This is a genomic window from Caulobacter vibrioides OR37, assembly GCF_000372645.1.
Taxonomy (GTDB): Bacteria; Pseudomonadota; Alphaproteobacteria; order Caulobacterales; family Caulobacteraceae; genus Caulobacter; species Caulobacter vibrioides_E.
Map to the genome: position 1 here is coordinate 39,155 of NZ_APMP01000027.1, position 20,129 is coordinate 59,283.

At 69.1% G+C, this 20,129-nt stretch carries 22 protein-coding genes; 15 read left to right on the top strand and 7 right to left on the bottom strand.

The window, feature by feature from the left end:
- Positions 1 to 27: 27 nt before the first annotated feature.
- Positions 28 to 1,953 (bottom strand): hypothetical protein, encoded by a 1,926-nt coding sequence (locus OR37_RS16895; protein ID WP_004622566.1) that lies wholly within the window; start codon positions 1,951 to 1,953, stop codon positions 28 to 30.
- Between the two features lie 109 nt (positions 1,954 to 2,062).
- Between OR37_RS16895 and OR37_RS16900 the strand changes: the two genes are divergently transcribed.
- Both OR37_RS16900 and OR37_RS22440 read left to right on the top strand, forming a co-directional pair.
- Entirely contained in the window at positions 2,063 to 2,299 is a 237-nt protein-coding gene (locus OR37_RS16900) for a hypothetical protein (protein ID WP_004622568.1), read from the top strand.
- A gap of 216 nt (positions 2,300 to 2,515) precedes the next feature.
- Positions 2,516 to 2,605: an SEC-C metal-binding domain-containing protein gene (locus OR37_RS22440; protein WP_419144125.1), complete on the top strand. Its 90-nt coding sequence runs from the start codon at positions 2,516 to 2,518 to the stop codon at positions 2,603 to 2,605.
- Positions 2,606 to 2,694: 89 nt separating this feature from the next.
- On the opposite strand, the gene carB is transcribed toward OR37_RS22440, so the two are convergent.
- The 3 genes from carB to OR37_RS16915 all read right to left on the bottom strand — a co-directional run bounded on the left by carB (position 2,695) and on the right by OR37_RS16915 (position 7,388).
- On the bottom strand, positions 2,695 to 5,994 hold the full coding sequence (gene carB / locus OR37_RS16905; RefSeq protein WP_004622569.1) for a carbamoyl-phosphate synthase large subunit: 3,300 nt from the start codon (positions 5,992 to 5,994) through the stop codon (positions 2,695 to 2,697).
- Between the two features lie 149 nt (positions 5,995 to 6,143).
- Complete coding sequence (locus tag OR37_RS16910; protein ID WP_004622572.1) at positions 6,144 to 6,620, bottom strand: hypothetical protein; 477 nt, start codon at positions 6,618 to 6,620, stop codon at positions 6,144 to 6,146.
- Positions 6,621 to 6,776: 156 nt separating this feature from the next.
- On the bottom strand, positions 6,777 to 7,388 hold the full coding sequence (locus tag OR37_RS16915) for a DUF2306 domain-containing protein (RefSeq protein WP_004622573.1): 612 nt from the start codon (positions 7,386 to 7,388) through the stop codon (positions 6,777 to 6,779).
- A 106-nt stretch (positions 7,389 to 7,494) separates the two neighbouring features.
- On the opposite strand from OR37_RS16915, the gene OR37_RS16920 reads away from it, so the two are divergent.
- Complete coding sequence (locus OR37_RS16920) at positions 7,495 to 8,256, top strand: LytTR family DNA-binding domain-containing protein (protein WP_004622576.1); 762 nt, start codon at positions 7,495 to 7,497, stop codon at positions 8,254 to 8,256.
- Here OR37_RS16920 and OR37_RS16925 read toward each other — a convergent pair.
- Complete coding sequence (locus OR37_RS16925; RefSeq protein ID WP_004622577.1) at positions 8,210 to 9,424, bottom strand: patatin-like phospholipase family protein; 1,215 nt, start codon at positions 9,422 to 9,424, stop codon at positions 8,210 to 8,212. The two genes, OR37_RS16920 and OR37_RS16925, sit on opposite strands and share 47 nt — an antisense overlap.
- 115 nt (positions 9,425 to 9,539) lie before the next feature.
- On the opposite strand from OR37_RS16925, the gene OR37_RS21170 reads away from it, so the two are divergent.
- On the top strand, positions 9,540 to 9,707 hold the full coding sequence (locus tag OR37_RS21170; RefSeq protein ID WP_004622580.1) for a hypothetical protein: 168 nt from the start codon (positions 9,540 to 9,542) through the stop codon (positions 9,705 to 9,707).
- Between the two features lie 336 nt (positions 9,708 to 10,043).
- On the opposite strand, the gene OR37_RS16935 is transcribed toward OR37_RS21170, so the two are convergent.
- Together OR37_RS16935 and pgsA are read right to left on the bottom strand one after the other, a co-directional pair.
- Positions 10,044 to 10,253 carry a cold-shock protein gene (locus OR37_RS16935; protein WP_004622582.1) on the bottom strand — a complete coding sequence of 70 codons (210 nt, stop codon included), beginning with the start codon at positions 10,251 to 10,253 and terminating at the stop codon, positions 10,044 to 10,046.
- A 300-nt stretch (positions 10,254 to 10,553) separates the two neighbouring features.
- Complete coding sequence (gene pgsA / locus OR37_RS16940) at positions 10,554 to 11,165, bottom strand: CDP-diacylglycerol--glycerol-3-phosphate 3-phosphatidyltransferase (RefSeq protein WP_004622584.1); 612 nt, start codon at positions 11,163 to 11,165, stop codon at positions 10,554 to 10,556.
- 177 nt (positions 11,166 to 11,342) lie between these two features.
- Here pgsA and OR37_RS16945 point away from each other — a divergent pair, with 177 nt between their 5' ends.
- From OR37_RS16945 to OR37_RS16990, 11 genes are all read left to right on the top strand, one after another.
- Positions 11,343 to 13,013 carry a sensor histidine kinase gene (locus OR37_RS16945; RefSeq protein WP_004622585.1) on the top strand — a complete coding sequence of 557 codons (1,671 nt, stop codon included), beginning with the start codon at positions 11,343 to 11,345 and terminating at the stop codon, positions 13,011 to 13,013.
- A complete protein-coding gene (locus OR37_RS16950) occupies positions 13,013 to 13,900 on the top strand; it encodes a hypothetical protein (protein WP_004622586.1) in 888 nt (295 codons plus the stop codon). Before OR37_RS16945 ends, OR37_RS16950 begins: the two co-directional genes overlap by 1 nt.
- Before the next feature lie 70 nt (positions 13,901 to 13,970).
- Positions 13,971 to 14,414, top strand: coding sequence for a hypothetical protein (locus OR37_RS16955; protein ID WP_004622587.1), 444 nt, complete (start codon positions 13,971 to 13,973; stop codon positions 14,412 to 14,414).
- Between the two features lie 75 nt (positions 14,415 to 14,489).
- Entirely contained in the window at positions 14,490 to 15,152 is a 663-nt protein-coding gene (locus OR37_RS16960; RefSeq protein ID WP_004622588.1) for a glutathione S-transferase family protein, read from the top strand.
- Positions 15,153 to 15,248: 96 nt separating this feature from the next.
- On the top strand, positions 15,249 to 15,674 hold the full coding sequence (locus OR37_RS16965) for a VOC family protein (protein WP_004622589.1): 426 nt from the start codon (positions 15,249 to 15,251) through the stop codon (positions 15,672 to 15,674).
- A 208-nt stretch (positions 15,675 to 15,882) separates the two neighbouring features.
- Entirely contained in the window at positions 15,883 to 16,356 is a 474-nt protein-coding gene (gene greA / locus OR37_RS16970) for a transcription elongation factor GreA (RefSeq protein ID WP_035017623.1), read from the top strand.
- Between the two features lie 147 nt (positions 16,357 to 16,503).
- The gene (locus OR37_RS16975; RefSeq protein WP_004622591.1) at positions 16,504 to 17,667 is read left to right on the top strand and encodes a mitochondrial fission ELM1 family protein; all 1,164 of its coding nucleotides are present in this window, start codon (positions 16,504 to 16,506) and stop codon (positions 17,665 to 17,667) included.
- A 45-nt stretch (positions 17,668 to 17,712) separates the two neighbouring features.
- The gene (locus OR37_RS16980; protein WP_004622592.1) at positions 17,713 to 17,940 is read left to right on the top strand and encodes a hypothetical protein; all 228 of its coding nucleotides are present in this window, start codon (positions 17,713 to 17,715) and stop codon (positions 17,938 to 17,940) included.
- Positions 17,941 to 18,075 (top strand): hypothetical protein, encoded by a 135-nt coding sequence (locus OR37_RS22355; protein WP_004622593.1) that lies wholly within the window; start codon positions 17,941 to 17,943, stop codon positions 18,073 to 18,075.
- Between the two features lie 99 nt (positions 18,076 to 18,174).
- Positions 18,175 to 19,179, top strand: coding sequence for a UDP-2,4-diacetamido-2,4,6-trideoxy-beta-L-altropyranose hydrolase (gene pseG, locus OR37_RS16985; protein ID WP_035017624.1), 1,005 nt, complete (start codon positions 18,175 to 18,177; stop codon positions 19,177 to 19,179).
- 51 nt (positions 19,180 to 19,230) lie between these two features.
- The gene (locus OR37_RS16990) at positions 19,231 to 20,088 is read left to right on the top strand and encodes an SDR family NAD(P)-dependent oxidoreductase (protein WP_004622598.1); all 858 of its coding nucleotides are present in this window, start codon (positions 19,231 to 19,233) and stop codon (positions 20,086 to 20,088) included.
- The last annotated feature ends 41 nt before the right edge of the window (positions 20,089 to 20,129 follow it).

The window sequence follows — 20,129 nt, forward strand, 5'->3', positions numbered from 1 at the left end:
GGCCCCGCGACCGCCCGCGAGGGCGATCTACTTGGCTCCCGCGTCGACGATCCGCATCGCCTCGAGACCCGCGCCCAGCATACGGGTGTCCGCGCCAAGCCCCAGCGACTTGGGGGTCGCCGCGTCGGGAGTCTCGATCGTCACCAACAGGGTCGAGCCCTTCAACGCCTCGGCCGGCAGCGGCAAGGCATAGCTGTGGTTGATGGCGTTCTGGCGGTCGAACTGGAAGCGCTCCGGCGTGCCGCCGGGGACCGAGACGATGACCGTGCGCTTGGAGTCCGGCGTGGGCAGGAAGGCGAACATGGCCACTTCCAGCGTCGGCGACTTCAGCTTCCGCTGCCAGTCGGCGAGCGGGATCTCGACCGTCGAACGCTTGCCGTCGGCCCAGACGCCGCCCACCTCGGGGACGGACCAGCCCTCGCGCAGGAAGCCGACGCCCGAGCCGCCGTGCTTGAAAATCAGGGCCGGCGGCTCGATACACGGTCCCGACAGGACGACGACCAGACCGACGGGCTTGCCCAGTCGGCAGCCCGGCTTGTCGTAGGCGTCGCCGGCCAGGGTGACGATATAGGGCACGTCGCCTGCCCGCTCCGGACGGCCGTCGTCCATCAGGCTCAGCACATTGGCGCCGTGCGGCGACTGCAGCATGGCGATCGTGCCCATGTAGGTGGTGATCGGCGTCGGCGTATCGGCGGTGTACATCACCTGATCGCCGCGCAGGCCGCGGGTGACGCGGATCTGGCGGATGTCCTCCATGATCTCGTTGATCTTGGCCACGTCCATGACGCTGGGACGCAGGAACAGCGCCAGCATCACCGCCGCCTGAGCCGCGACGACCAGTCCGACGCCGACCGGCCCGCGCGCCTTGCCCAGCCTCTCCTCGACCGCCGAGCCGCGCACGCCCAGCACCGTCAGCCCCCACAGCGGGACGACAAAGGCCAGCAGCGTGAAGACGCCGAAGCTGTGCTTGAGGACCGCGTAGGGCGAACCGTCGTGCAGGATCTTGAACACCGCGTACTGGGCCAGCATGGCCGCGCCGCAGGCCGCGCCCAAGGCGGCGAACATCAAAGCCGACGCGTCGCTTTCCCGGCTGTCCTCGTCGTCGACGGGCCGAAGCAGATGGGTCAGCAACACCCAGGCCGACAGGACCACGAGCAGGGCCGAGAAGCCGGCCAGGGCTTCCAGCGACAGCGGCATCTTGAGATTCAGGCTGCCGTTGTTGCCGGCGATGAAGCGCATCTTCGAAAAGAACGGGTTCAGCACGACGGCGGCCGGGATGGCGATCAGGCCCGCCAGACCCACCGGCTCGAAGGTCCGATTACGGATCATGTCGCGCAGCCAGGTCACGCCCAGCATGGCCATCAGGGCGCCGGCCAGCTGCAAGGTCGGCACCAGGTGGAAGCAGCCGCAGAAGGCGACCGCCGCGACCGCGAACAGCGCATAGGCTTGGCGCGACCGGCCCAGCAGGGCCACGGCGATGGACAGGGCGATCAGGTTGACGCCTTCGCCGACGATCTGCGGGAAGAAGAAGTTGTCGATCACTTCGCCGCCGATCGCGGCGCGGGTGACGTGGATGTTGACCAGGGTGAGCGCCAGACCCAAGACTAGGAAGGTCAGCGAAATCCGGCGCGCCTGCTCGAACAAGCAGATCCAGGCCGCCGCCGCCGACAGCACGGCCGCCATCAACAGGGCGTTCAGGTGCTTCCAGCCCAGGGTGGCGAACAGGCCCGCGAAGCGATGGCTGAGCTTGGGGTAATAGGCCATCTCGGCCATCCACTCGTGGCCTTGCGGCGGAATGATGAAGGCATGGCGCACCACCTCCATGACCTGGAGATGGTAGGAGCTGTCCACCGACAGGGACAGGATCCGGTTGGCCGACAGCAGGGCGGCCAGCAGGAAGCACCAAAGCGCCGCGCAGACCCAGAGGCCCCGGCTGATGCCTTTGGCTTGCATGTATCGTCCCCCCGGGAATCGTCCTGCTGAACTCCTATCAGCTAGGTCGCGCGAATAAAGAGCACATAATCCAGGTTGCGCCGTCGCCGCGCGGCGCCATCTCGGATGGATGCATGAGCTCCAAGTTCCCCTGATCCTCACCCTGCTGGCCCTGGGCCTGATCGCGCTGGGCGTCTGGATCATCCGCGCGGCCAAGCGATCGCGGCGGTCGATGGCGCCGCTGGCCGGCCTGCTGCTGATGCTGGGGGCGTTCTTCCCGCCCGATCCGCCGCCCCCGCCGGCCAGCGAGCGAGTGGTTCCCGACCAGGACGACGCGCCGAAGGACCCGAAGTCGCGGATCGACTGAGCAAGAATTCCCGCGCCGTGTGTCCAGCCAGCGCTATCGCGGGATCACGCGGCGCTCTATGTCCGCCGTCGTGCAACCCAAAGGAGGCCGCCATGCGTACCCCGCGCGACTTCACCGATCTCGACTGCTTTCGAGGTCACCTCTAAGCGCCGCAAGGGCTATCCGTCCGAGACGCGCGTCAAGCGCGGTCACAGGACCGTCCACGGCGACAAGGAACTGCTCGAAAAACTCGGCCGCAACGATCTCTGCCCTTGCGGTTCGCGGAGGTTGTTTCAAGCGCTGCTGCCTCGACGGCGGGCGGCATGACGGCGCCAATCGCGCCGACTACTTTCAGGGACGAATAGTCCGATAGAGAAAGGGCCCCTCCGCCAGGAGGGGCCCGATCCGTTCTGGCCCTACTCCGCCGCGTAGCTTTGCAGCGGACGCACGTCCAGGGCCTCGTCCGGCGCGCCGGCGATGGCCTGGGCTGCGGCCAGGGCGCCCGCCGACGTCGTGTAGTACGGCACCTTCATCATCAGGGCCGTGCGGCGGATCTCGAAGCTGTCCTCCAGGGCCTGCTTGCCCTCGGTCGTGTTGAACACCAGCTGGACGCCGCCGTTCTTCATCACGTCGACGATGTGCGGACGGCCTTCCAGCACCTTCTTGACGTAGTCGACCTCGACGCCCTGCTCGGCCAGATAGGCGCGGGTGCCCTCGGTCGACAGCACCTTGAAGCCGGCGGCCAGCAACAGCTTCACCGGCTCGACGATCCAGGGCTTGTCGCTTTCCTTGACCGAGACGAAGGCCGTGCCCTTGCGGGGCAGCTTCACGCCGCCGCCCAGCTGGCTCTTGGCGAAGGCCCGGGCGAAGGCCGGAGCCATGCCCGTCTCCCCGTCGCGCTTCCAGTCCAGGCCCATGACCTCGCCGGTCGAGCGCATTTCCGGACCCAGCACCGTGTCGACGCCGGCGAAGCGGGCGAACGGGAAGACCGCTTCCTTGACCGCGATGTGGTCGTAGGGGACGTCCTTCAGGCCGAAGCTCTTCAGGGGCTCGCCGGCCATGACCTTGGCGGCGATGGCGGCCACCGGCTGGCCGATGGTCTTGGCCACGAACGGCACCGTGCGCGAGGCGCGCGGGTTCACTTCCAGCACGTAGATGCGCGGGTTCTCGCCGTGCGGCTCCTCGATGGCGAACTGCACGTTCATCAGGCCACGGACGTTCAGGGCCAGGGCCATCTTCACGGTCTGGCGCTTCAGCTCCTCGACCGTCTCGGCCTTCAGCGAGAAGGGCGGCATCGAACACGCCGAGTCGCCCGAGTGGACCCCGGCCTCCTCGATGTGCTCAAGCACGCCGGCCACGAACACGTCCTGGCCGTCGCACAGGGCGTCGACGTCCACCTCGGTGGCGCGGCTCAGATAGTGGTCCAAGAGGATCGGGTGCTCGAACGAGATCTCGCCGGCGTTGGCGATGTAGCGTTCCAGGTGCTCGTGGTCGCGGATGATCTCCATGCCCCGGCCGCCCAGCACGTAGGACGGACGCATCACGAACGGGAAGCCGATCTTCTCGCCTTCGGCGCGGGCCTCCTCCCAGGTGCGGGCGATGGCGTTTTCCGGCTGGGCGATGTCGAGGCCGTTCAGCAGCTGCTGGAAGCGCTCGCGGTCCTCGGCCAGGTCGATGGCGTCGGGGCTGGTGCCCAGGATCGGCACGCCGGCCTCTTCCAGCGCGTGGGCCAGCTTCAGCGGGGTCTGGCCGCCGAACTGGACGATGACGCCGGCCAGCTCGCCCTTGCTCATCTCGACATGCAGCAGCTCCAGCACGTCCTCGGCCGTCAGCGGCTCGAAGTACAGGCGGTCGGAGGTGTCGTAGTCGGTCGAGACGGTCTCGGGGTTGCAGTTGACCATGATCGACTCCACGCCGATCTGGTCCAGCGCGAAGGCCGCGTGGCAGCAGCAATAGTCGAACTCGATGCCCTGGCCGATCCGGTTGGGACCACCGCCCAGGATCACCGCCTTCTTGCGGTCGGAGGGCGCGCTCTCGCACTCGGGGATCTGGCCCAGGGCGCCGGTCTCGTAGGTCGAGTACATGTACGGCGTCGAGGCCAGGAACTCGCCGGCGCAGCTGTCGATGCGCTTGAACACCGGGCGGACGCCCAGGACCTGACGCGCGGCGCGGACGGCGTTCTCGGTCTTGCCGGTCAGCTGGGCCAGGCGCTTGTCCGAGAAGCCTTGCGCCTTCAGGGCGCGGAAGGCGGCGGCGTCGGTCGGCAGGCCGCCGGCCTTCACCCAGCCTTCCTGGCGGACGATCTCGGCGATCTGGCGCAGGAACCAGGGCTCGTAGCTGCAGGCGGCGTTGACCTCTTCGACGGTCAGGCCGTGGCGGAAGGCCTGGGCGATGACGCGCAGGCGGTCGGGGGTCGGCGCGCCCAGGGCGCGGATCACCGCTTCCTTGCCGGTGTCCGGGTCATCGGCGCCGTGGATCTCGACCTCGTCGAAGCCGGCCAGGCCGGTCTCCAGGCCGCGCAGGGCCTTCTGGACGCTTTCCTTGAAGGTCCGGCCGATGGCCATCACCTCGCCGACCGACTTCATGGCCGTGGTCAGCAGGGGCTCCGAACCCGGATACTTCTCGAAGGCGAAGCGCGGAATCTTGGTGACGACGTAGTCGATGCTGGGCTCGAACGAGGCCGGGGTGGCGCCGCCGGTGATGTCGTTCTTCAGCTCGTCGAGCGTGTAGCCGACCGCCAGGCGGGCGGCGACCTTGGCGATCGGGAAGCCGGTGGCCTTCGAAGCCAGGGCGGAGCTGCGCGACACGCGCGGGTTCATCTCGATGACGACCATGCGGCCGTCCTTCGGATTCAGGGCGAACTGGACGTTCGAGCCGCCGGTCTCGACGCCGATCTCGCGCAGCACGGCGATCGAGGCCGCGCGCATCCACTGGTATTCCTTGTCCGTCAGGGTCAGGGCCGGAGCGACGGTGATCGAGTCGCCGGTGTGGACGCCCATCGGGTCGATGTTCTCGATCGAGCAGACGATGATGCAGTTGTCCGCCGTGTCGCGGACGACCTCCATCTCGTATTCCTTCCAGCCCAGGACGCTCTCCTCGACCAGCACCTCGGTGGTCGGCGAGAGGTCGAGGCCGCGCTCGACGATCTCCTTGAACTCCTCGACATTGTAGGCGATGCCGCCGCCAGTGCCGGCCAGGGTGAAGGACGGGCGGATGATCGCCGGCAGGCCGACGAACTCCAGGCCCTCCATGGCCTCCTCCAGCGTGTGGCAGGCGCGCGAGCGGGGCGATTCCAGGCCCAGCTTATCCATGGCGTCGCGGAACTTCTGGCGGTCCTCGGCCTTGTCGATGACCTCGGCCTTGGCGCCGATCATCTCGACGCCGAACTTGGCCAGCACGCCGTTGGCTTCCAGGGCCAGGGCGGTGTTCAGCGCGGTTTGACCGCCCATGGTCGGCAGCAGCGCGTCGGGGCGCTCCTTCTCGATGATCTTGGCGACCATCTCCGGCGTGATCGGCTCGATATAGGTCGCGTCGGCCACGTCAGGATCGGTCATGATCGTGGCGGGGTTCGAGTTGACCAGGATGATCCGGTAACCCTCGGCGCGGAGAGCCTTACAGGCTTGCACGCCCGAATAGTCGAACTCACACGCCTGACCGATGACGATCGGGCCGGCGCCGATGATCAGGATCGAGGACAGGTCTGTTCTTTTGGGCATGGCTAACTCGCGCGAAGACACGGCCGCGCACAACCGCGCGCCCGCTGTCGAACCATCTTGCAGGTTAAGCCGCCCGTTTAGAGACGGAGTCGGCTCGGCGCAACCCCGCATCTTGGCAAAGGGTTAACAGCAGCCTGGCCGAACGATGTTCATAGGCCCTTGCAGGCCACGAGGTCGAAGAACTGCCGGGGAAGGCTGTCGCGGTCCACGCCATCGCGCGGATGCCGCAGCGCGTCGTCCAGCGTGGGCAACAGCATGTGCGCGGGCGCGGGCTGGCCGGCTCTGGGAACGCCCAACAGCAGCGTGTAGCCCGCGTCGAACCCCAGGTACTGGAAGTCGCCCAGCCGCCCCCAACCGCCGTCGGGATCGGGCAGTTTCCAGCCAGACGTCCCGGGGTCGGTCGTCCGATCCATATAATTCTCGCCGTTGCTCCCGCCGATCGCCGGCAGGAACCACTGTTGCTTGCCGTGGAAATCGAGCCGCAGCGCCACGCCCGAGGGCCAGCTCTGGTCGCTGGCGACCGGGACGAACCGCGCGGTGACGGCCGGCTCGGTCCTCAGCGCGTAGACGGCCTTCTCGGCGGGGCAGGCGGTCACGGCGGCGGTCAGCAGCAGCGCGGCGAGCATCGGGTTTTCCAGGGAGATAGCTCGCCCACTTTGCAACCGTAAGTCGGCGAAATCAAGGTCGATCGAGACCGTCCAGAGCGCGTTAGGTTTAGGCGTGAGCGGTCGAACCGCTCGAACGGGCTCTAAGTCTCTGATGTAGAGTCTGTTTATCTGGCTCTAGGCGACGGACGAGGCTAGCCCTCGCCGCTTCAGCCAGACCTCGGCCAGCAGCAGGTTCGGAACCCAACACAGGAACGCGATCGCCCGGTAGGCGTCGAAGAACGGGATCGGTCCCAGGGCCGCGAACGGCAGGTAGAGCCGCAAGGTCACCGCCGCCAGCGTCAGGGCCATCGAGCGGATCATCCAGGCGCGATGCTCGGCGACGCGCCGCGCCAGCGCCATCCGCCAGGCCTGCACCGTGGTCGCCAGCCACGCCAGGGCCAAGAGGCCAAAGCCGGCCGTGGCGATCGGCCCGGCGGTCGAGCCGAACGCCAGGACGAGGCCACCCATCCCCCCCGCCAGGCAGCCGGCCACATAGATCCGTCCCATCACCCGGTGAAGCCCCGGCCGCCGCGCGCGGAGGCCCGGCAGCACCTGGAACGGCGCGATCAGCAGGGCCGTCGCCGCCCCGGCGACATGCAGGTCCAGGAAGGGCCTGGCGAACAGATTGGCGACGACATTGGGCGCCAGCGGCCCCACGTTCAGCGGATAGCGATAGGCCGTCAGCGCCACGACGAGGCTCAGTAGGGTCATCACCATCCAGGCGGGACGCGACAGGATCTTGGGCATGGCTTGGCTCCGGTTCGCGGCCGAGATTGCAAGGGCGGCGAGCGCACGCTACCCCAAGCCCGTGAGCGGCGCCCATTCTGCGCGAACGGCGCCTGGGCGGAGGGACATGGACTTCTCGGACGGTCGACCGCTGCGCCGCCTGGCCATCGATCTGGCGCTGTTGACGGCGCTGGGCTTGGTGCTGGCGGTCCTGGCGCCGTTCGACACGTCGAAGCTGCCCCTGTCCGACGGCGCCGCCTACTGGCTGGAGAGCATCGTCGGCGGCGGCCTGATCGGCGTCGTCATCGACGAGCTGATCGGCCGCCGGCTTGACGGCTTCTGGCGACGCCTGCTGGTCGTCGTCACCCTGATGACGCCGCTGGTCGTGGTGCTGGTCGGCGTCCTGGACATGCAGACCAACCATCGCTTCAGGGCGCCGCCGATCCTGTGGTGGCGGGTCTGGGTGATCAGCGGCCTGGTCATGGCCGTGCGGATCCTGGCCTGGCGCAAGCCTCCCGCCCCGCAGCCGCAGATCGAGACCCGCGTCGTCGTCGCCCCGCCCCTGCCCGAGGCCGAGGCCGTCTTTCGCCAGAGACTGTCCGCCAAGCGCCGCGCGGCCCGGCTGATCGCCGTCGAGGCGCACGACCATTATCTGCGGGTCCACACCGACGCGGGACAGGAGCTGCTGACGCTGCGCTTCTCGGACGCCGTGGCCGAACTGGCCGGCGCGCACGGCTTCCAGGTGCATCGCTCGTGGTGGGTGGCGGCCGACGCGATCGAGGGCGTCAGCTGGCGGCGCGGCGCGGGAGACCTGCGCCTGGCCGGCGATCTGGTCGCGCCGGTCAGCCGCCGACACGCGCCTGTGCTGCGGGCGGCGGGCTGGGCGTAGCGGCCGCGCGCGTCGCCTTGACCTCGGCCGACGGATCCGTCGGCGAGACCCAGGCGGTTCCGGTCTTGCCCAGCTTGTAGCCCAGGGCGAACAGCGAGCGCAGGCTGCGCGCCGAGAAATCCAGGCCCGAGAAGTCGCCCTGGGCGTCGTCCGGGATGGCCGTGTACTCGAAGACCCCCCCGTTGCGCCGCGTGAAGGCGGCGTTGGCGGTCAGGTGGGTGCGCATCTGGGCCTTGTTCATGGCGATCCACGAGCGGCCCAGGATCGACAGGGCGTCGCCCTTGGTGAAGCCGAAGCCGCCGTCGATCTGGCCGTTGACGATCACCCGCACCTCGCCCGGCCCCGACTTGTCGCGGCCCGGCAGAATCGACAGCAGCAGGGCCTCGGGCGCGATGAAGAACGGCGTGGTCACGCTGCCGTCGACATGCATCTCCGACAGCTTGCGATTGGCGCCCTGGACCTCGATCAGGCTGGGCGGGAAGACGCCCGGAATGCTGGCCGAGGCCACCAGCACCTCGCGAAACAGCTGCAGGGCCGCGTCGTCGCCGCGCGCGGCGATGGCCCCCATGTCCCAGATCACCGTCTGCTCGGTGTCGAGATTGGTCGTGGCGATCAGCAGCCGCCGCCCCTTGGCGTTCTCCAGGGCCACCGCGTACAGCATCGGGTAGTCGACATACTTGTCGACCAGCTGGCGCAGCGCGTGGTTGCGGAAGATGCTGGGCGTGAAGAACAGGTCCAGCCCGCGCTTTTGCAGGATGCGGTCGACGGCGTCGCTGGTGTAGGCCTGGGTCAGGCGCCGGTCCCAGTCCTTGCCCAGGAAGGCGAAGGGCGCGGTCAGGGCGCCGGTCGAGACCCCGGTGACGATGTCGAATTCCGGCCGGGTTCCGGCGTCGGACCAGCCGACCAGAAGACCCGCCCCGTAGGCGCCGTTCGAGCCGCCGCCCGAGATCGCCAGCACATTGACCTTACGCCCCGCGGTGCGGTCGTGGACGCCCTGGGCGAACTTCAGGCTGGCCTCCGGATCGACCGCGCTGAAGCGGACGTCGGCCAGGCCGCTGGGCGCGACCGACCCCAGGTCGGAGGCCGTGAAGGCGTCGCGCGGCAGGGTGCCGCACGCCGAAAGGACGAGGGCCAGGGTCAGGGCGGCGAAGGCGCGAAGGCCGCGCATGGGGCGTCTCCGGGTTCGCGGCGATGATTAGCCAAGTTGACCCCTTAGGGGAATGACCCGTCTTGCCAAGGCCACAATTTGCGAGTCATTCTCAATATTAGAAATGGAGTCGATCATGGTCGTCAGGACGACGGGCGCCGAGGCCTTGGCCTCGATGATGCGGGCCGAACACGCGCGGCGCGCGGGCTGGCTTGAAGACTTCGCCTGGCTGCTGCACGGCCCGACCGACCCGGACGTGGTCGACGACGCCGAGCCCTCGGCCTGGCCGCTGGCGGCGGAGTAGCGACGGCTGGGAGGGCCGGAGACAGATCCTCCCCCGCGACGCGGGGGAGGTGGCCCAGAGGGCCGGAGGGGGCGATCTGGACTTTGACCTCTATCCCAGAATCCGACCTTCCCGGCGAATGCCGGGATCCAGATCGAGCCCGCTGACATCCAACCGTTCAGTACGGAGCGATGTCGCGTAATCTCCAGCCGATCCGAATGAATCTGGGCCCCGGCATTCGCCGGGGAGGTCGGTCCAGTGAAATTCACGCGCCCGCCTGGGACGCCCCCAAACGAAAACAGGCCAGCGCGGGCGCTGGCCTGTTCCGTTGAGCTCGGGCTCGGAGGCGAGGACCGGTTAGGCCGCTTGCAGCTGGCCGGCCGAGGTCTTGCCGCTGCGGCGGTCGACTTCGGGCTCGTAGGAGATCTTCTGGCCTTCGTTCAGCGAACCCAGACCCGCGCGCTCGACGGCCGAGATGTGGACGAAGATGTCCGAACCGCCGTTGTCGGGTTGGATGAAGCCGAAGCCCTTGGTGGAGTTGAACCACTTCACGGTGCCGGTAGCCATTTTCAAAGTATCCTTATAGGCGTGAGTGTTCGTCGCCCGAAACGCGTCGGACCGACGATCAAATTTCGTTGGAAGTTCGGTTGGCGCGTCCGGCGCTCCACGGTGGGGAGCAAGGAATAGCAGGCCGATCGGCAGCGAATTCGATGCCTCATAGGCCAGGATTATTTTCCGGAAATCAAGGGAATAATTTGACGTCTACTGTTCGCGACCTTCGGTCGCGGCCTTGAATTCGCTCGAATGTCCAGGCGGGCCGGCGTTTCCATCGTCGCCCGGAGCCCCGCGCCCGGCCAGCGGGGAGGGTCAGGTCAGCGCCTTGCGCGCGGCTTCCCAGTACTGGGCGCCGGTGATCAGGGTCACGCCGGTGGCCGCCCAAAGAAGGAATTGCGCCAAGACGGTGAAGCCGCCCACCACGCCGGGGTCCGGCGGCAGGCCGAACGCGCCCCATGAGGCCAGGATCATCTCGGCCCCGATGGCCACCAGTTGCAGGGTGGTCTTCCACTTGGCCAGCAGGGTGACCGGCAGCTTGACGCCCTTGCCCGCCCCGACCTCGCGCAGCGCGCTGACCGTGAATTCGCGGAACAGGATCAAGCCGGCCGGCAACACCACGCCACTGTTCGAGCCCAGGGCCAGCAGGCCCAGGAGGGCGCCGCAGACCAGGATCTTGTCGCCGATCGGATCCAGGATCGCGCCCCAGACGCTGACGGCGTCCAGCTTGCGCGCCAACCAGCCGTCGAAGAAGTCGGTCACCGAGGCGATGACGAAGGCGTAGAACGCCCAGCGCTCCAGGCGCAGCTGACTTTGAACGTCGATGGACAGGCCGGGCACGACGCCGGCCGCGGCCGCCATCGCCACGAACATGAACAGCGCCATCACCAGGCGCGAGCCGGTCAGGATGTTGGGCAGGTTCTTCATGCGCGTCTCATAACGCACAACACCCCCGCAAGGATACGGTTCAGCTGATCGGGCGATCGCTCCGCTTCAGGTCTTCGTGGAAAACGATGGATTTTTGAGACGCTGGACACGACTCGCTTCGATATACAGAGGGAATCGGGGCGATCAGGTTCTGGTCATGGCGGGTCTAGCGGGGGCATGAGACCAGTGGAACGAAACGATCCGCGGGCGGGACGCCGGGTCGGTTCGGTCCGTGGCCGGCTGGTCCTGCTGACCGTCAGCCTGCTGGTTCCGGCCCTTCTGTCGATGGGCTTTCTGCTGGCCAGCGTCGACCGTGAGTCCCGGGGCCAACTCTATCAGCAGCTGTCGACCACCGCCCGGGCGCTGTCCGGCGCCGTCGACCGCCAGGCCGGCGTCGGCGTTTCGGTGGTCGAGACCCTGGCGACCGACCCGGCCCTGCTGGGCGGCGACCTGGCCGGCTTCCATGCCCGAGCCCGCGCCGCCATGCTCTCGCGGCCTGGCTGGATCGCGCTGACCGACGGCGACGGCCAGGAGGTGCTCAACACGCTGAAGCCCTATGGCGCGCCGCTGCCGCGCGTCCAGATTTCGCGCAACGAGACCGGCGCCTATCAGCCGGGTCGCGGGCGGATCTCCGACCTGCTGACCAGCCCCGTGGCCGGAAAGCCGGTGATCACCGTCGACGCGCCGATCGTGATCAAGGGACGCTTCTATGTGCTGTCCTACGTCGTCGACGCGGCGTCCTTCACCTCGGTGTTCCGCCAGCAGCGCGTGCCCGAGCGCTGGGTCGCGACCCTGCTGGACAACAATCTGCGGGTCGTCGCCCGATCTCGGCTGAACGAGCGGTTCACCGGCGTCGCGGCCACCGGGGCGATCGTGGGCCGCCTTCGCGATTCCACCGAGGGCGTGGTCAAGACGCGGTCGTTCGAGCATGTGCCGATCACCAACGCCTATGTCCGCTCGTCCCAGACCGGCTGGACCCTGGTGGTGGGCATTCCGGAGGCGGATCTCACCAACACGATCAATCGCTCGGTGGCGGTGGTGACGGGAATCTTCCTGGCTCTGCTGATCCTCGGGGTCGCGCTGTCCCTGGCCTATGCGCGACGCATCAATGACGAAATCGACCGGCTGGTCTCGGACGCCGCCATGATCGGACGCGGCGAGCTGCTGCCCGAAGCCCCGCCCGGCGGGCTGGAGGAGATCGCCGCCGTCCACGCCGCCCTGCGCGAGACCTCGCGCGAGCTGAAGGCCCGCGAGGAGCGGCAGGCGGTGATGATCAACGAGCTGAACCACCGGGTGAAGAACACCCTGGCCACGGTGCAGGCCCTGGCTCGCCAGAGCTTCGCCAAGGTCGACAAGGCGCCGCTGGAGGTTTTCACCGAACGGCTGATCGCGCTCTCCGGCGCCCACGACCTCTTGACCCGCACGGGCTGGCGCGAGGCCGACATGGGCCAGTTGATCGAGGCCAGCATCGGGGCCCACGGCGACCGGATCGACCGCGCGGGACCGTCGGCGGCGCTGTCGCCGCACACGGCCGTCAGCCTCTCGATGGTGTTCCACGAACTGGCCACCAACAGCGCCAAGTACGGCGCCCTGTCCGCGCCTGGTGGGCGGGTCGGCCTGACCTGGGCCATCGATCCGGACAGCGGAAACCTGACCTTCGCCTGGCGCGAGACCGGCGGACCGCCCGTCAACGCGCCGACCACCCTCGGCTTCGGCGTCCGCCTGATCGAAAGCTCGATCCGGCGCGAGCAGAAGGGCGAGGCCCGCTTCGACTTCCGTCCCGAAGGCCTGGTGTTCCAGGCTTCCCTGCCCCTCCCCCGGCAGGACCGCTGGAGCAACAGCTTCTGATGCGGGACGAGGCCGCGCTGATCGCCGAATTCGCGCGAGACGAGCGCCTTCCGCCCGCCTTCTCCGATCTGGCCGCCCGCCTGCACCGGCCTCTGGCGGCCCGGATCGCGGCCTGGACGGCGACGGCCGAACGCCGGCCGCTGGTCGTCGGCGTCTGCGGCCCGCAGGGCTCGGGCAAGTCGACCCTGACCGCCTTGCTGGCCTGGCTGCTGGAGGCCCGGGACTTGCGCGCGGCCGTGCTGTCGATCGACGACCTCTATCTGTCCCACGCCGCGCGCCAGGCCCTGGCCCGGGAGGTCCATCCGCTGCTGGCCACGCGGGGCGTTCCCGGCACGCACGATCCGGCCCTGGGCGTCGCCGTGCTGGAGGCCCTTGGCCAACCCGGGCCCGTCGTCCTGCCCCGCTTCGACAAGGCGCGCGACGACCCCGCGCCGGAAGCCGAGCGGCCGGTGTTCGACGGCCCGGCCGACATCGTGCTCCTGGAAGGCTGGTGCGTCGGCGCCCGGCCGCAGCCGGCGCCCCTGCTGGCGGACCCAATCAACCGCCTGGAGCGCGAGGAAGACGCCGACGGGCTGTGGCGCGGCTACGCCAACGCCGCCCTGGCCGGGCCCTATCGCTCCCTGTTCCAGCGCCTGGATCGCCTGGTGCTGCTGCTGGCCCCGGACTTCGAGGTCGTGCGCCGCTGGCGAGGCCAGCAGGAAGAGCGCCTGCGCCAGCGCCTCATCGCCCAGGGTCGCGATCCGGACCTGGCCATGGACGAGACCCAGCTGGACCGCTTCGTCGCCCACTACGAACGCCTGACCCGCTGGATCGCCGAGGACCTGCCCGCCGCGGCCGACGTCGTCCTGCGCCTGGACGCCGAACGACGGCCGGCGGAAACCTTTTAAGGTCAAGCTTGACCTTCTCTTTCGGCGCCAAGGCCTGTATCCGGACGGGCAGAAGCTCGAGGAGCGTCCCGTGACCTACACCGACGACGAGGTCGCCCTGCTCGCCGAGCGCCTGCTGGACCGCACCCTGCCCAAGGATCAGTGGACCCACACCGCCCACCTGACCGCCACCCTGCGCCTGGTCCGGACGCGCGATCGGGACCTGGAGCGCGATCTGCCGGACATCATCCGCGCCTACAATGTCGCGGTCGGCGGCGTGAACGACGACACCAGCGGCTATCACGAGACCATCACCCAGGCCTATCTGGCCGCCATCCGCGCCTTCGCGGCCGCCCTGCCGCCGGGCGTGTCCGACGGCGAGGCCGCCGCGCGCCTGCTGGCGACGCCGCTGGGCGACAAGGCCTGGCCCCTGAGCCACTGGTCGCGGGATCGGCTGTTCAGCGTCGAGGCTCGTCGCGGCTGGGTCGCCCCCGACCTCGCGCCCCTGGCCCATCCGCCCGCCCGAGGGGTTTGACCGCGCCAAGCCTTGCCGAAGGCGCGGCGGGCGATCATCGTTCGCGGCGTCTCCTCCGCACAGGGAAAGCGCCAGATGATCGTCGTCCATCACCTGAACAACTCGCGCAGCCAGCGGGTGCTCTGGCTCCTCGAGGAGCTGGGGCTGCCCTACGAGATCAAGCGTTACGAGCGCGATCTCAAGACTATGCTGGCCCCGCCCGAGCTGAAGGCGATCCATCCGCTGGGCAAGTCGCCGGTGATCACCGACGGCGACACGGTGGTCGCCGAGACCGGCGCCATCGTCGAGTACATCCTGGAAACCCACGGCCAGGGGCGGCTGATCCCGGCGGCGGGCTCGCCCGAGCGGCTGCGCTATACCTATTGGCTGCACTATGCCGAGGGCTCGGCCATGACGCCGCTGCTGCTGAAGCTGGTGTTCGGCGCCCTGCCCGACCGCTCGCCGGGTCTGATGAAGGGCCTGGTCAAGATGATCTCGGCCCGCGCCCAGGCCGGCTTCGTCGACCCGCAGATCAAGCTGCACGTCGACTACTGGGAGGCGGAGCTCTCCAAGTCCGAATGGTTCGCCGGGCCGGAACTGACCGGCGCCGACATCATGATGAGCTTTCCGCTGGAAGCCGGCGCGGCGCGCGGCGGGGCGGCGTCCCGGCCCCATGTGAAGGCCTTCCTGGACCGCATCCACGCCCGCCCGGCCTACCAGCGCGCGCTCGAGCGCGGCGGCCCCTACGCCTACGCCTGACGGGTTTAGACAAAGCCTGCTGACAGTCCTGGGCGCCCGGGCATGAAAGCGTCGTCGTGGCCCGCTAACGTAGCGGAAACTCCAGGGAGAGACGCCATGAAGATCGTCACCAGCCTCAGCTTCAAGGGCGAATGCCGCGCGGCGTTCGACTTCTACGCCCAGGTGCTGGGCGGCAAGGTCACCGCCGCCTACCCGTTCGGCGAAGGCCCGCCCGACATGCCGGTCGATCCGAAATACAAGGATTGGCTGATGCACGCCTGGCTCGAGGTTGGCGACCAGGCGATCATGGGCGCGGACCTGCCGCCCGAGTTCGCCCCCAATATCGACAAGCCCAAGAACGGCTTCGACGTCACCTATCACACCGACGACCCGGCCGAGGCCCGCCGCGTGTTCGACGCCTTGTCCGACGGCGGCAAGGTCGGGACGCCCTTCGCCGAAACCTTCTGGTCCCCCGGCTATGGCAACCTCACCGACAAGTTCGGCATCCCGTGGATGATCAACACGACGCCCAAGCAGGCCTAGGTCGGGCCGAGCTCAAGCCCGCTCGAACGCGCCTGGAAAACGCCTGTCCGGCTCGGAACCTGGGTTCTCGCCGGACAGGCCCGTTCCCCAAGGCCAAGCTCGCCCCCCTTGCGTATCCTGAACGGGGCGCCTATCCTCCCAGCCCCCGGTTGTGAGCGCCCGCGACTGGAAGTCCTCTCCTCCCAAGGCGTCCGAGCTAAAATCCGCAATGGAAAAAGTGCCGATGACCGTCGTGGGGTATCAAACCCTCGACGAAGAACTGAAGCGTTTGAAGACCGTCGAACGACCGGCCGTGATCGCCGCGATCGCCGAGGCCCGCTCGCACGGCGACCTGTCGGAAAACGCCGAGTACCATGCCGCCAAGGAGCGTCAGGGCTGGATCGAAGGCCAGATCGCCGAGATCGAGGACAAGATCGCTCGCGCGCAAGTCATCGACGTGTCGAAGCTGTCGGGCAAGCAGGTGAAGTTCGGCGCCACCGTGTCGGTGGTCGACGAGGACACCGAGGAAGAGGCGCGCTACCAGATCGTGGGCGACCACGAAGCCGACGTGAAGTCGGGCCGCATCTCGCTGTCGTCGCCGCTGTCGCGCGCGATGATCGGCAAGGAAGTCGGCGAGGTGGTCGAGGTCAATACGCCCGGCGGCGTCAAGGCCTACGAAATCCTCAAGGTGGAGTGGCTGTAGGGTCCGCCCCAGAGCCTGTTTAGGGCGCGTTCGAGCGGTTCAGCCGCTCACGTTCAAACCTGACGCGCCCTAGCTACGCCATGAATTAGGGTTCAATGGAGCGAGGTCGCCTGTCGGGCGGCCTTGTTTCGTTTGCGGAAAGACGCTTTGACCCAGGTTGGCAAGCTTCCCTCGGCGGACCGTCCCCTGCGGATTTGGGCCGTGTCCGACGGCCGCGCCGGCATCGAGGCCCAGGTCGTGGGCCTGTCGGACGCGATCGCGCGCCTGGTCTCCTGCGAGATCACGGTCAAGCGCGTGGGCTGGAAGGGCCGCACGGGCCGCCTGCCCTGGTGGCTGAACCTGCTGCCCCGTCGCTGGATGACGCCGGACAGCGGCATACCACGCGGCAAGGGCGAGGACTGGCCCGACCTGTGGATCGCCGCCGGCCGCGCCACCCTGCCGCTGTCGATCCGCGCCAGGCGCTGGTCGGGCGGCAAGACCTATGTCGTCCAGATCCAGGATCCGCGCGTGCCGCCGCAGATGTTCGACCTGGTCATTCCGCCCCGGCACGACCGCCTGAGCGGCGACAACGTCTTCCCGATCACCGGCTCGCCGCACCGGGTGACGCCCGCGCGGCTGGCGACCGAATACCAGGCCTTCAAGGCCCTCATCGATCCCCTGCCCCGCCCGCGCGTGGCGGTGCTGGTCGGCGGCAAGTCCAAGGCCTTCGACCTCTCCAGCGAACGCGCGGCCCAGATCGCCCACGCGATCCAGATCCCGCTGGAGCAGGACGGCGGCGCGCTGCTGATGACCTTCTCGCGGCGCACGCCCGAGCCGGCCCGCGCCCTGATGGCCGCCCGGCTGCGCCACCTGCCGGGCCTGATCTGGCCCGACGGCGCGGGCGCGGACCCGGGCCAGAACCCCTATTTCGCGTTCCTGGCCGCCGCCGACTACATCCTCGTCACCGAGGACTCGACCAATATGGCCACGGAGGCGGCCTCGACCGGCAAGCCGGTCTTCGTGCTGAAGATGGACGGCCAGAGCCTGAAGTTCCGCCTGTTCCACGAGGAGCTGGAAGGCCTGGGCGCGGCCCGGCCCTATGGCGGCGCCTTCCACGGCTGGACCTACGCGCCCGTCAACGAGACCGACCGCGCGGCCCGCGAGGTGCTGCGGCGGATCGGGGTCGAGGTTCCCGAACCGCCGGTCGAGGCGCCGGCGGCCGAGGCCCCGAAGCCCAAGCGCAAGCCAAGAGCGAAGAAGGTCAAGACGACGGGCGAAACCTCGCCCGCGCCGAAGCCCCGGAAGCCCCGCGCGACCAAGGCGAAAGCCTGATTTTTGCGCTTCGCGGCGCGCGAATGTTCGCGTTATGTTCGCCTCATGATTGAGCTGCCGACCTATCCGCCGCCCGGCAAGGCCGCGCGCAACGAACAGCGCAAGGCCCTGGCGTCGACGTGCAACGCTTCGTCCGTGGCCTTCCTCGGCGGAGCGTTTCTTCAACCCTTGGTGGCGGGCCACGCCAATCCGTGGCTGTTCTACGGGGCGATGGTGAGCTTTCTTGCCCTGCAAGGCGCGCTGCACTACGTTCTCTATCGCGTGGAGGACTAGATGGATCCTTTCGTCCGGCTTTTCTTGATCCTCTGGTTCGCGGTCGGCGGCGCCTTCGCCATCCACTGGTTTTTCATGCGCGGCTATGCTCGCGAAAAGAAGCAACAACAGCGCGAGCGGACACCCACGCTCTAGACGTCATATTCTTCTAGCGGCAATCGCCGGACGACCCTCCGTCGGGATCGTCTCGGCCGCCTCCGACGGGCCCGAGGACGACAGCGGCGATCCACGCGCATGACCCGGCAAGCCAGACCCAGACTCCTCTTCATCTGCGCCGCCGGGCCCACGGTGGGCGGCGGGCACGTTATGCGGTCCCTGACCCTGGCCCAGGCCCTGGAAGCGCGCGGCGCGGCCTGCGCGTTCAAGGCGACGCCCGAGGTCGGCCACGTGCTGGACGCCTTCGCCCCCGACGCGGTCCGCACCGAGAGCGACGACGGCTTCGACGCCCTGGTGTTCGACCACTACGGCCTGGCCGCGCCCGACCACCGCGCCCGCGCGCGAGGCCGGCCGAGCCTGGTCATCGACGACCTAGCCGACCGGCCGCTGGCGGCGGATCTGGTGCTGGACTCGGGACCGACGCGCGCCGCCGCCGACTATGCCGGCCTGGTCCCGGAGAGCGCGCGACTGCTGCTGGGCCCCAGCTTCGCGCCGGTGCGGCCGGCCTTCGCGGCCCTGCGCGCGGCGGCCCTGGCGCGACGCGCCGAGCGGCCCCCCGTGCGGCGGATCCTGGTCTCGCTGGGCCTGACCGATGTCGGCGGGATCACCGGCCGGGTCGTCGAGCGGCTGCTGCCCCGCGTCGGCGAGGCCGCGCTCGACGTCGTGCTGGGCGGCGGCGCGCCCAGCCTGCCGGAGCTGCGCGCCCTGGCCGCGCGGGACCCGCGCCTTTCGCTGCACATCGACACCCAGGACATGCCGCGCCTGATGCTGGACGCCGACCTCGCCGTCGGGGCCGGCGGCTCCACGACCTGGGAGCGCTGCGTGCTGGCCCTGCCGACCCTGACCCTGGTCCTGGCCGCCAACCAGGCCCCGGCCGCGGCGGCCCTGGCGGCGGCCGGCGCGACGCCCTGCCTGGACGTCGCCGCGCCCGACTTCGCCCCGGCGTTCGACGCGGCGATCGCGGCCCTGCTGACCGATCCCGACCGCCGCGCGGCCCTGTCGACCGCCAGCGCCGCCGTCTGCGACGGCCTGGGCGCGCCCCGCGTCGCGGACGCCTTTCTCCAGGTCATTCGAGAGCTCTAGCGAACACTGTTCGGATCGCTCATCTTCCTAGCCAAAGCGGGAGGGCGAGATATGGCGCGGAAAAAGTCCGTGGTGATCACCGGCGTGTCGACGGGGATCGGCTGGGGCGCGATCAAGGTGTTGACCGATCAAGGCTTTCACGTCTTCGGCAGCGTCCGCAAAGCCGCCGACGCCGATCGGCTGAAGGCCGCGTTCGGCGAGGCGTTCACCCCGCTGCTGTTCGACGTCACCGACGCCGCGGCCGTCCAGGCGGGCGCGCGCGAGGTCGAGGCCGCCCTGGCCGGCGCGCCGCTGGCGGGCCTGGTCAACAACGCCGGCGTCGCGGTCGCCGGGCCGATCCTCTACCTGCCGATCGACGAATGGCGCCAGCAGCTGGAGGTCAACCTGACCGGGGTGGTGATCGCCACCCAGGCCTTCGCGCCGCTGCTGGGCGCGGGCGGCGCGCGGATCGCCGACCCCGGCCGCATCGTCAACATCTCCTCGGTCGGCGGCCGCAACGCCAACCCGTTCATGGGCCCCTACTGCACGACCAAGTTCGGGCTGGAGGGCCTATCGGAGGCCATGCGCCGCGAACTGCTGCCGTTCGGCGTCGACGTCATCGTCGTGGCCCCCGGCGCGGTGGCCACGCCCATCTGGGACAAGGCCGACCAGACCGACACCAGCCGCTACGCCAACACCGTCTACGCCCCGGCCCTGGACCGGCTGCGCGCCTTCATGCTGGCCCTGGGCAAGTCGGGCCTGCCGCCCGAGGCCGTCGGCCAGGCCATCGCCACGGCCCTGACCGCCCCCAAGCCCAAGGTCCGCTACGTCGTCACCGGCTCGCCCCTGCAGGTGCTGATGACCGAAGTCTTGCCTAAGCGCGTCCTCGACAAGGCGATCGGCAAACGGCTGGGGCTGATCGAGGGGTGAGGCGGACGCGGAAGCGGACGTTCCGGATTTCCGGGAGGGGG